We start from the raw sequence: 11,149 nt of genomic DNA, 5'->3' as shown, positions 1-11,149 counted from the left end.
CCTGACGAGCGGGGGCTCGTGGCGCCGGGTCCCTGTGTAACGACCGGGGGGCCCAGGTCATTCCGGGTGGCCCACCCTCCGGCACCCTCATCGGGGCGGTGCCTGCGGTCGTTCGCGGGACTGCAACGACCGGGCGCTGGCTGGCATTCCAACCCTGCCCGCCCGAGGGGTCGGCGGCGGGTCGGTGGTGCTGCGATCGTCGGGGTGTGTAACGACCCCGGCCCGGCCATGATTCCGGGCCACCGGTGCAGCCGGCCACACCCCAGAACACCCTCCGGCGGGCAAACCCCCCACACGGCCCGGCTAGCGACCCCAAACCGCCGTGGCCTGACTTGATCCACTCGCCATTACGGAAGTCGGGGCATCCCGGACGCCAGGACACCCCGACTTCAGGAAACTCGAGTCGATCACGAATGGGCCGGACCACCCAAAGGCCGCAAGAGACAGACATGACGCCGCTGGCAGGCCCGTCTTTCTGACACAGGCTGGCGCCCGTCGGAGTTCCGACGGGCGCCAGCTTCAGTGCGATCCGGGCGCTGCCCGGTGGTGTGGATTAGTGCGCCGCACCTCCGAAGCGCTGGCGGCGACGCCAGGCCAGGGTCAGCAGCAGCATGATCGCTCCGGCGCCGACCAGGCCGCCACCGAGCTTCATGGGCGTGCCGAGGCTGTCACCCGTGACGGGCAGCGGCTGCTTCTTGTGCAGCACCCGCAGCTCGGTGCTGGCGGTACGGCCAGACTCCCGGCCCGTGGCGGTGAAGGTCAGCAGACCCGTCACCGACGGCTTGTAGCTCTTGGTGAAGCGGCCCTGGGCGTCGGTGAACGCCGTGAAGTTCAGCGGCGCGCTCGCCTGGTAAGCCACCGGGGCCATGGCCACGGTGCTGCCGTCGCTGCGGCGAGCCGGAGCCACGCCGCGGGCCGGAGCGGCCTGCGGAGTGACCGTCACGGTGATGTCGACGGTCTCGTTCGGACCGAAGTTGGTACCGGTCAGCACGACCGTCTCGCCGAGGAAGATCGTCGGGCGGTTGACGGTCAGCGACGCGGCGGTCGGCGGGTACGGCGGCGGTTGCGGCGGGTCAGTGGTCGCGCTGGGCGTCGGCTGCGGCTGTGCCGCCCCCGCTGCCGTCGGCACGGCCACCACGGCCAGGCCGACCGTGAGCGCCATGATGATGCGGGATAGCCGCATGATTGGTTCCCTCCTACTGGTCACAGCTTGGTGCGGAATGAACTTGGGTGGTCCAGGGGCTGGCGGTGGGGGTCAGCCACAGCTCGGCCTGCCCGACGCCGGTCTTGGCCGTCAGCACGGTGACCTCCAGCGCCCGCTCGGCGCCGGGGCCGACGTCGACGCTGGCCGTGGCCACTTGGCGGCGGCGTTCGGTGCCGCTGCCGAGCGCCGTCTCGGCCCCGTCCAGTCGGGCCTCCAGCACCGCTCCACCAGCCGGGCTGAAGATCGACACCAAGGTTCGGGCGGTGTACGGGTCGCCAGCCAGACCGAGGCCGAGCACGGATTTGCTAAGTCCGGACTTCGGCGCCGTCGAGCGCAGGGTCACCCGCAGCCGGAGCTCGCGGCGGCCGTCCGACCGGCATTCGCCGACCGTGAGGTTCGCCGTCGGCCGCAGGTAGTAGCCGAGCTTCGCGCCGCTGCCGTCGTTGAGGAACACGCCGACAGTGGGCACGGTGTCCTGTTCCGGAAGCGTCCCGGCCATCCGGCTCTCGTCGAATGTCCGCTGTTCCTCAGGTCGGGCACTCCAGAACAATATCCGGCGTTCAGTGATAGCACGGTCAAATGCGGACAACAACACCTTCGGGTTGACATTCTTCTTGAAGAAGGCGTCGAACACCGCCGACGCCGACGCCGCGAAGAACTCGTCCTGCTGTGTGACGTCGAGACGCTGGTAGCTGTCGTTGAGCAGGGTCTGCACGACCTTCTCGCTGGCGAGCGGGACACCGCCGGGCACCAGCACCGGACCGGTCGCCTTGAGCAGGTAGGACAGCACCACCGGATCAACGGCGAGCACGCCGTCGACCGTGGTGCCGGTCTTGCGCCGGAACATCTCGCGGTACAGCGTGGCGGCGGTCGGGAAGTGCGGGGACAGGTTGACGTCGGCGGGGTAGATGCCGGGCAGGTCCGTCCAGAGGGCCTGGACCTCGGCGGGCACCTTCAGCGCCGGGGTGAACTGACCGAGCGACGCAGTGCTGCCCTGCTTGCCCATCTTCACCGCGCCGTTCTCCGCCTCGATCATCGCGTACGCGCCGAACATGCCGCCGGTGGCGCGCAGCTCGGCGAGGTTCTGCGAGACGAGCAGGTAGCGGCGGGGGCCGTTCGCGCCGAGCAGCGGCGGGAGCAGTCGGGCGCCCTGGTCGGCGGCGGTGGTGAGGCTGCCCAGCCGGTCGATCTCGTCGCGCAGGTCGGTCAACGCCTGTCGGATCTGGCTGACCAGGCTGTCGGCTGGCACCACCGCCAGGTTCTGGCGCGTACGTTGCACCGACTCGTGCACCTCGGTCAGCTGCGTGGAGACGGCGGCGAGCCGGGCGAGATCCACCCGGCCGCCGGTCGGCACCAGGCTGGTCAGGTCCGTCCGGAGCAGGGTCGGGAACGCGTTCCGGGCCAGCTCGTCGATGGCGACGGCGATCTGCGCGACGGCGTCGAGGTCGTCGCCGGCGATCGGCGTACGTCGTCCGATCTGCCAACTCGGGTCAGCCGTTGCCGCGCGGGCCGCGCCGGCCTGCTCCTGAAGGGCGGCGAGTGTTCGCAGGGCACGGTCGGTGTCTCCACCGACGACCTGGGCGCTCAGCTCGCGGGCCAGGCCAGCGGCGTTGAGCAGGTGGGCGCGCGCCTGCCAGCCGCGGAAGCCGATCCACCCGCCGGTCGCCAGCAGCAGCGAGCCGACCACCAGGGCGCCAAGGAGGGCCCGTCGCAGTCGGGCCCGCCGACGACGCCGGGACCGGCTCCGTCGCCGGATCGGTCGTTCGCTCTCCGTCACACCACACTCCCGTTCCCGGAATCGGACAGATGGTCGATTCCCTGACGTTCTTAGCACGTCCGAGGGAACTTCGTACCGTTATTGCGTTTGTCGTCCTTTATGCGAGTTTTCTTCGTGGTGCTGTCGTGGGCTGTGCGACTCGTCCGGCCGCCTCGTGCAACAGCCGCTCGATCTGGTCCACGCCGGCGGGCAGCGACATCTCCCGCAGGTACGCGGCTCGCCCCCGGCGGCCCATCTCGGTGCGGGTCGGCGGCGGAATGGTGGCGGCCAACCAGAACCGGTCGGCCAGCGCCGCCCAGTCCTCCGGGGGGCAGGACAGCCCAGCCCGAGTCCGTTCGACCAGTTCGGCCGTGTCCCCGCCGGCCGAGGCGATCACCGGTGCGGCACAGGAGAGCGCGGCCTGGAGCTTGCCGGGCACCGTGCCGCGCAGCTCCGGAAGATCGCGCAACATGATCAACTGGTAGTCGGCGGCGGCGTACAGCTCGGGCATGTCGATCGGCGACCGCCGCTCCAGGAAGCGGACATTGTTCGCGCCCAGCTCGGCGGCGAGCCCCCGCACCCGCCGCTCCGCCGCACCCGAACCAACCAGGACCAGATCCATCGTCCGGTCCAGCGCCGCAGCCGCCCGGACCGCGGTCTCCAGCCCCTGCCGCGCACCGATGGTCCCGGCGTGCATCACCACACACCGACCGTCTCGACGGACCAGTTGGCGGGCCGCCGCGCCGGGCGTCGCCGGGTGGAAGATCCGCTCGTCGGTCCAGTTCAGCACCAGCCGGACCCGGGCCGGGTCGGCGCCGGCGGCGACCACCAGGTCCCGCATCGACGGCGCGGCGACCGCGATTCGCGCCGCGGTCCGGTAGATCCGGGTCATCGTGCTGCCCATCCGCGCCGCCCAGCGCCCCTCACCCGCCTCGTCCGCGCCGTCGCGAGCCCAGACGTCCTGCACGTGCAGCACCGCCGGCACCCGCCCGAGCAACCGGAGCACCCCGGCGGCGGCGAACGTCGTCGCCGGCAGCTGGAAGATGTAGAGCGCGTCCACGTCGCCGAGGAACCGGCGTGCGACCAGCCCCGCGCTGCCGGCGAAGGAGAGATAGCTGGCCATCCGACCGCCGACGGACGCGGCGCCCCCCGGGTACCGGGGCACCCGTCGGACGCTCAGCCGTTGGCTGTGCGTCTCGTGGTGCCACCGCTGCCGCCAGCCCGGATAGACGTGCCCGCCGGGGTAGTCCGGAAAGCCGGTGAGGACCCGTACCTCGTGACCACGCGCAGCCAGCTCCTCGGCGAGGCTTCCGGGGATGAACGCCGGCTCGGGCGGAAAGTGGTACGACAGGATGCCGATCTTCACCGGTACGCCCCCGTCCCGCAGGGATCGCCGACGTCCGGCGCGGCACCACGGCTGGCACGCGTCCGGCCCGCGTACGATGCCGACAACCCCTCCCCGCGCGGCCACCGGCGTCGACGCACCGCCCTCACGGTGCGAGCGCCCGTGTCCGCACCGATGAGAGGGGCACCGATGGCTGATCGCGTGTTGTTCGTCTGCCACGCCAACCTGTGCCGGTCGCCGATGGCTGAATACCTGGCCCGCCGGCTGCTGGCCGACCGACCCGTCGAGGTGGCCAGCGCCGGCACCGACGCGATCGACGGGCTGACCATGCACCCGTACGCCATCGAGGTCGCGACCGAGAGCGGCGCGGACCCGGCGGCCTTCCGGACCCGGGGGTTGCGCCCCGAGCACCTGATCGACGCGACGCTCGTGCTGACCGCCACCCGACGCCAACGCTCGGTCTGCACCGCGTTGGCGCCGGGGGCGCTGCACCGGACGTTCACGCTGCGCCAGTTCGGCCGGCTGGCCGCGGCGGCCGAGCCACCCGCCGACTCGGCCGACGACCCGTTGCTGGCGGCTATCGCCGCCGCCGCCCAGGCCCGGGGACGGCTGCAACCCGCCGCCCCGGACGAGGACGACCTGCGGGACCCGATCGGCGGTACCGCGGCCGACTTCCGACGCTGCGCCGAGGAGATCGAACGGTCGCTGCGACCCCTCGCCGCGCTCATCGGGGCAGCCGGGTGAGTTCCTGGGTGTGGTCGGGGACACCGTTGACCCCGTCGGCGGTCGCGCTGTGCCGGCCGGACGCGGCCCGATCGGCCGGTACCGACGCCCCGGCCGTCGAGGCGACCACCCGGTATGCCTCGTACTGGTACGCCTCGGCCTTGGCCACCTTGGCCATGTTCAGCACACAGCCGAGCAGCCGGACCGAGACCGAGTGCAGTGACCGGGCCGCCGCGGCCACCTGGGTCCGCGAGGTACGGCCCTGCTGGGTCACCAGCAGCGCGCCGTCGGCCTGCACGGCCACGACCACGCCGTCGGTCACCGCGAGCAGCGGCGCGGTGTCGATGATCACGATGTCCGCCGACTCGCGCAGCGCCAGCAGCAGGTCCGACATGGCCTTGGAGCCGAGCAGCTCGCTCGGGTTCGGCGGTGCCGACCCGCTGGGCAGCACCAGCAGCGACTTGTCTCCCCAGCGCTGTACGACGTCGCCCACCTTCACGTCGCCGACCAGCACGTCGGTGAGACCGACGCCGGCGTCCAGGCCCAGGTAGTCGTCGACCTTCGGGCGGCGCAGGTCCGCATCGACCAGCAGCACCCGCCAACCCGCCTCGGCCAGTGCGATGGCCAGGTTGCAGGAGAGCGTGGTCTTGCCCTCGCCCTGGAGGGCGCTGGTCACCGCGATGACCCGAGCCGGCTCGTGGACGTCCACGAAGCGCAGGTTGGTCCGCAGCTTACGGACCGCTTCGGCGCGCGCCGAGGTCGCGGCGTCGCCCACGATCAGCGGGGCGCTGCGGGCGTCGGCCTCGAACGGGATCTCGCCGAGCAGCGGGCTGCCGGTGGCGCGTTGCAGGCCGGCGGCGTCACGCAGTCGGACGTCGGCGACGCCCCGCAGGATCGCCAGACCGATGCCGAGGATCAGACCGATCAGGCCACCGAGGGTGAGGTTACGGACCGGCTGCGGCGAGACGGGGTTGGCGCTGACCCGCGGGCCACTGACCACTTCGATCTTGATGGGCGCCTTGCCCTCCGGCGTCGTCTCGACCTTCTGGACGAGTTCGACGAACTTGTTGGCGAGGGTCTCGGTCACGCGCAACGCGCGAGTCTGGTCGGTGTCGGTGACCGACGCCCGCAGCAGAACCGTGCCGGTCTCGGTGGTGGTGCTCACCCGGCGCTGCACCTCGTCCGCGGTGAGGCCAACCGGAGTCTCGGCCACCACGCTCTGCGCCAGCCGGTCGCTGCTGAGCAGGTCGGCGTACGACTTGACACGCTGCTGGAGGAAGAGCCCGCCCTGGTAGGCGTCGGTGACGCCGGTGTTGGGGGTGGTGACGAAGAAGGTCACCGAGGCGACGTACCGGGGTTGGGCACGTACGGTCAGAAACGCCGAGACGCCGAGAGCCACCATGACCGTGACCAGCGCGACCCACCAGTGCCGACGCACGTGGCGCAATTGGCGGAGCAGGTCCATCAGGAGCGCCCCCGTGCCGGTCCGGTTACGGCAAAGAACTTCACGAAAACCCCCAAGGTCGTCTCTAAACTCGTGAAACCATTAAAGCGGCTCATACGGCTTATGTCCGGAGTTATGTATTTTCCGGCGGCGAGATGTGCGCCCGCATGACCAACCCGACAAACGCCCATTCGGCTGCGGCGAGAACGGGGAAAAAGTCGAAGACCGATCGGATGACGTCCGATCGGCCCAGCGGTCGCCGCCGACCACGCCGCCGGATAGGGTCGACAGCGGTGTGCCGGGAAGTCTGGTCGGCGAGTGGATTCCTGCTGTCCCGACTCCTGTAGGTGAGCCCGAAGTTGACCTCCCCCACCCCACCATCCGAGCCGCGTGCGCCGAAGATCCGGCTGTTCTCCCGATCGTCCTGGCCGGAGGCCCGGCACCTGGCCGACGTGCTGCGTACCGAAACCGTCGGTGGCGCGCTGCTGCTGTCAGGTGCCGTGGTCGCACTGATCTGGGCCAACTCCCCGTGGTCCGACTCGTACACCCGGCTCGGCGACGTCGTGCCCTGGCCCGGCGCGCCCTGGCACCTCGACCTGGATCTGGCCACCTGGGCGGCGGACGGCCTGCTGGCCATCTTCTTCTTCGTGGTGGGCCTGGAACTCAAACGGGAGTTCGTGGCCGGTGACCTGCGCGACCCGCGCCGGGCCGCGTTGCCGGTGGTGGCCGCCCTGGGCGGGATGCTGCTGCCGGCGCTGATCTACGTGGCGGTGGTGTTGAGCGCGGGCGGGGACGGCCTGCGCGGTTGGGCCATTCCGACCGCCACCGACATCGCTTTCGCGCTCGCCGTGCTCGCGGTGGTCAGCTCTCACCTACCCCAGGGCCTACGCGCGTTCCTGCTCACCCTCGCGGTGGTCGACGACCTGTTCGCGATCACCATCATCGCGATCTTCTACACCGCCGACTTTCAACCCGTTCCGCTGCTCGCCGCGTTGGCGCCGATCGGGCTCTTCGCGCTGCTGGTGCAGCGCGGGCGCACCTGGTGGTGGGCGCTGATCCCCCTCGCGGTGGCCGCCTGGACACTGATGCACGCCTCCGGCGTGCACGCCACGGTGGCCGGTGTCCTGCTCGGCTTCACGGTCCCGGTGCTCGCCCGCCGACCGGTGGGCGGCGACCAGCCGGCCACCAGCGACGCGGGGGCGGGCGAGGGCGGCCTCGCCGCCCGGCTGGAGCATCGCTGGCGGCCGGTGTCGGCCGGCTTCGCGGTGCCCATCTTCGCCCTGTTCGCCGCCGGGGTCACCCTGCGCGGCACCGACCTGGGTGCCCTACTGAGCGACCCGCTGGTGATCGCCATCGTCGCCAGCCTGGTGTTCGGCAAGAGCATCGGCATCTTCGGCTCGACGTACCTGCTGGCCCGGTTCACCCGCGCCGAACTGGACGAGGACATCACCTGGGCCGACCTGCTCGGGATCGCCCTGCTGGCCGGCGTCGGATTCACCGTCTCGCTGCTCATCGGCGACCTGGCCTTCGGGGCGGGCAGCACGGCCGACGACCGGGTCAAGGCGGCCGTGCTGCTCGGCTCGGTGATCTCGGCCGGGCTGGCCGCCACGGTGCTCTCCCGCCGCAACGCGGCGTACCGGAGGGTGGCACAGCGGGAGCGGCTGGACGCCGACGGGGACGGCGTACCCGACGTCTACCAGCACCCCGACGCTCGCTGAACCCGCCGACGCGGCCCATCGCACGCGGCGGCGGCGCGGCCCATCGCACGCGGCGGCGGCGCGGCCCATCGCACGCGGCGGCGGCGCGGCCCATCGCACGCGGCGGCGGCGCGGCCCATCGCACGCGGCGGCGGCGCGGCCCATCGCACGCGGCGGCGGCGCGGCCCATCGCACGCGGCGGCGGCGCGGCCCGACGATCGCGGGTTCGCCGTCGTGCCGCGCCGCCGCACCAATCGCGCGGGCCTACGCTCAGTGGCGACGGTCGGCGGGTGGCAGGTCCTCGGTCTCCTCGGCCAACGCCTCGGCCGTCGGCCCGGTGAGGTCGTCGCCCGGCACCGCCACCGCCTCGACGCGGTCCTGCTCGTCGGGCTTCCCGCCGGGCGGCGGCTCCGGGGCGGTGGCAGCGCCGGAGAAGCCGTACTCGTTCGGTTCGTCGTGCCGGCTCATGTGGTCATCCTCCCGCTTTACCGGTTTCACCTGTTGAGGCCAACGGTAGGTGGTGATCGTCGTCGGCGCAGCGCGCCGGGGATTGTCGGCCCGACCACGGTGGTGGGCTGCTCAGCGCCGCCCCGAGCAGCTGACGCAGGGCGATGATCGCCACCGCGCTGGCCAGGCCGTTCCAATCCGGCTCACCAACGAGCCGGAGCAGACCAGCCGCGGTGAGCAGGTCCAGCAGTACCCGGACGCCGCTGCGCAGCGCACCGGTGCTGAGCGTGGTGACCACCCCGGCGACCAACGCCAGGGCGGTGACCGCCGTGACCAGAGCGCCCATCACGGTCGACGTTCCCCCTCGGCCACCTGACGCTGCTCCTGACGGATCTCGCGGCCCAGGAAGTAGTTCAACGCCGTCCGGATCGTGGCGATCGCGGCCAGTTGGCCGATCTGCGTGAACGACGGGGAGACCGCCGTGCGCAACACGTCGGCCGCCAGCTGGAACTCCAAACCCAGGGTCAGAAAGCGACCCAGCGAGAGCCGGATCGGCGTGAAGCGGGCGGCGGTGCGGTGTCGCAGCCCCTCGACCACGAACCGCGCCGCCGCCCACATCGCACCAACGAAGATCACCAGCGCGCCGGCCACCTCCACCACCGCAACCAGCACCTGGTCGCCCTGGCGCAACAACTCGGCCGGGTCCACCCCGGGCCGTTACCCGTCAACCGGGCAGCTAGTCGGCGCTCAGGTCAGCTCGTTCACCGCCTCCAGGATCAGCCAGAGACCGGAGATGGCGAAAAGGATCGCGGCGCCGTACTTGATGGTCTTCTCCGGCAGCCGCCGACCGAGCATCCGGCCGACCATGATGGCCAGCGCGTCCGCGGCCACCATGCCGATGGTGGAGCCGAGCCAGGTGCCGAACCAGCCGTACTTGGTGGCGAGCGTGATCGTGGCGAGCATCGTCTTGTCGCCCAGCTCGGCGAGGAAGAACGCCACCGACACCGCCACCAGCGCGGTCTTGTTGGTCTTCTCCGCCTTGCGCTTCTCCTCCTCGGTGAGCTTGTCCCCGCGGAGGGTCCACGCACCGAACCCGAGGAACGCCACACCGGCCACCAGGGAGATCCACTCGGTCGGCAGCACCGCCCCGAGACCCGCGCCGATGGCGACCGACGCCAGGTGCACCACCGCGGTGGCGACCGTGATGCCGATCAACACCGGGATCGGTTTGAACCGCGTGGCGAAGGTCAGCGCCATCAGCTGGGACTTGTCCCCCAGCTCGGCGACGAAGATGACGCCGAAGCTGACGACCAGCGCGGCGAAAAATCCCTCCATGACGTCCTTCCCGTTCACGCCGGGAGGAGGTACAGGGGCGCCCTCGACCCGGCTGCAACAGCCTGAGTCGAAGGTCTCGCCCGCCCCGGAAACCGGGGCCGCGTGGCCGGATGCGGAACGCACCAGTATGTCGACCACGACATTGGGGGCTACTCCCCTTCGCGTGATCAGCCTATCGGATCACCGCCGGGCCCGACCGAGCCGGGTGAACAGGCTCACCGCGCCCGCGCCAGGGTGACGCCGAAGAGCCCGTCCGGATCGGTCCAGAACTCCGCCGTGGCGAAGCCGGCCGCCGCCAGCTCCGCGGCGATCCCCTCCGGGTGGAACTTCGCCGAAACCTCGGTACGCAGCTCCTCCCCCGCCGCGAAGTCGACGGTCAGGCCCAGCACCCGCACGCTCATCGGCCGGGTCGCCCGCAACCGCATCTCGATCCACTCGTGGTCGGGATCCCAGACGGCGACGTGCTCGAACGCGGCCGGGTCGAAGTCGGCACCCAACTCCCGATTGATCACGTGCAGCACATTGCGGTTGAACTCGGCGGTGACCCCGGCGGCGTCGTCGTACGCGGGCACGATCACCGACGGGTCCTTCACCAGGTCCGTGCCGAGCAACAACCAGTCGCCGACCTCCAACGCGGCACGCATCGCGGTGAGGAACTCGGCCCGCTCGGCGGGCAGGAGGTTGCCGATGGTGCCGCCGAGGAACACCACCAACCGCCGGCCGCCCGTGGGCAGCCGGTCCAGTTGCCGGGTGAAGTCCCCCACGATGCCCCGGACCCGCAGGCGGGGATAGTCGGCGGCGATCTCCGCGGTGGACCCGCGCAGCGCACTGACCGACACGTCGAGAGGAACGAAGGTGCCCAGCCCACCCCGGCGGGTGAAGGCGTCCAGCAACAGCCGGGTCTTCTCCGACGAACCGGAACCCAACTCGATCAGAGTCTTGGCCCCGGTCAGCGCCGCGATCTCGGGAGCGCGCTCGGCAAGGACCGCCCGCTCGGCCCGGGTCGGGTAGTACTCGGGCAGTCGGGTGATCTCCTCGAAGAGTTCGCTGCCCCGGGCGTCGTAGAACCACTTCGGCGGCAGCCACTTCGGCGCGGCGCTCAGCCCGGCCCGGACGTCGTCGCGCAGACTACGCTCCAGGTCACCCTCTTCGAGATAGATCTCCAGGGGTTCCGCGGTCATCCGTTCGCTCCTCTGTT

The 11,149-nt window shown here is 71.3% G+C and carries 11 protein-coding genes; 2 read left to right on the top strand and 9 right to left on the bottom strand.

Going from position 1 to position 11,149, the window contains the following annotated elements:
* Window positions 1-553 precede the first annotated feature (553 nt).
* The 3 genes from AC5L30_RS27785 to AC5L30_RS27775 all read right to left on the bottom strand — a co-directional run bounded on the left by AC5L30_RS27785 (window position 554) and on the right by AC5L30_RS27775 (window position 4,326).
* Window positions 554-1,183 (bottom strand): hypothetical protein, encoded by a 630-nt coding sequence (locus AC5L30_RS27785; RefSeq protein ID WP_494870756.1) that lies wholly within the window; start codon window positions 1,181-1,183, stop codon window positions 554-556.
* 13 nt (window positions 1,184-1,196) lie between these two features.
* The gene (locus tag AC5L30_RS27780) at window positions 1,197-2,981 is read right to left on the bottom strand and encodes a DUF4012 domain-containing protein (RefSeq protein WP_494870754.1); all 1,785 of its coding nucleotides are present in this window, start codon (window positions 2,979-2,981) and stop codon (window positions 1,197-1,199) included.
* A gap of 97 nt (window positions 2,982-3,078) precedes the next feature.
* Window positions 3,079-4,326, bottom strand: a complete 1,248-nt coding sequence (locus AC5L30_RS27775) for a glycosyltransferase family 4 protein (protein ID WP_494870753.1) — start codon at window positions 4,324-4,326, stop codon at window positions 3,079-3,081.
* A 168-nt stretch (window positions 4,327-4,494) separates the two neighbouring features.
* On the opposite strand from AC5L30_RS27775, the gene AC5L30_RS27770 reads away from it, so the two are divergent.
* Window positions 4,495-5,049, top strand: a complete 555-nt coding sequence (locus AC5L30_RS27770; RefSeq protein ID WP_494870751.1) for an arsenate reductase/protein-tyrosine-phosphatase family protein — start codon at window positions 4,495-4,497, stop codon at window positions 5,047-5,049.
* Here the strand turns inward: AC5L30_RS27770 and AC5L30_RS27765 are convergent.
* On the bottom strand, window positions 5,030-6,493 hold the full coding sequence (locus tag AC5L30_RS27765) for a tyrosine-protein kinase domain-containing protein (protein WP_494870750.1): 1,464 nt from the start codon (window positions 6,491-6,493) through the stop codon (window positions 5,030-5,032). The genes AC5L30_RS27770 and AC5L30_RS27765 overlap by 20 nt on opposite strands.
* 338 nt (window positions 6,494-6,831) lie before the next feature.
* Between AC5L30_RS27765 and nhaA the strand changes: the two genes are divergently transcribed.
* Window positions 6,832-8,190 (top strand): Na+/H+ antiporter NhaA, encoded by a 1,359-nt coding sequence (gene nhaA / locus AC5L30_RS27760; RefSeq protein WP_494870769.1) that lies wholly within the window; start codon window positions 6,832-6,834, stop codon window positions 8,188-8,190.
* A gap of 249 nt (window positions 8,191-8,439) precedes the next feature.
* On the opposite strand, the gene AC5L30_RS27755 is transcribed toward nhaA, so the two are convergent.
* The 5 genes from AC5L30_RS27755 to egtD form a co-directional block, all read right to left on the bottom strand.
* Complete coding sequence (locus AC5L30_RS27755) at window positions 8,440-8,637, bottom strand: hypothetical protein (RefSeq protein ID WP_494870748.1); 198 nt, start codon at window positions 8,635-8,637, stop codon at window positions 8,440-8,442.
* 4 nt (window positions 8,638-8,641) lie between these two features.
* Window positions 8,642-8,962 (bottom strand): hypothetical protein, encoded by a 321-nt coding sequence (locus AC5L30_RS27750; RefSeq protein WP_494870747.1) that lies wholly within the window; start codon window positions 8,960-8,962, stop codon window positions 8,642-8,644.
* Window positions 8,962-9,324, bottom strand: coding sequence for a DUF1622 domain-containing protein (locus tag AC5L30_RS27745; RefSeq protein WP_494870745.1), 363 nt, complete (start codon window positions 9,322-9,324; stop codon window positions 8,962-8,964). Before AC5L30_RS27745 ends, AC5L30_RS27750 begins: the two co-directional genes overlap by 1 nt.
* Before the next feature lie 39 nt (window positions 9,325-9,363).
* Window positions 9,364-9,951: a TMEM165/GDT1 family protein gene (locus AC5L30_RS27740; RefSeq protein WP_494870744.1), complete on the bottom strand. Its 588-nt coding sequence runs from the start codon at window positions 9,949-9,951 to the stop codon at window positions 9,364-9,366.
* A gap of 215 nt (window positions 9,952-10,166) precedes the next feature.
* Window positions 10,167-11,132 (bottom strand): L-histidine N(alpha)-methyltransferase, encoded by a 966-nt coding sequence (gene egtD / locus AC5L30_RS27735; protein WP_494870742.1) that lies wholly within the window; start codon window positions 11,130-11,132, stop codon window positions 10,167-10,169.
* Between the last annotated feature and the right edge of the window lie 17 nt (window positions 11,133-11,149).

The sequence above is a fragment of the Micromonospora sp. BQ32 genome, from assembly GCF_059358895.1.
This window is presented reverse-complemented; position numbering and strand designations above follow the sequence as displayed.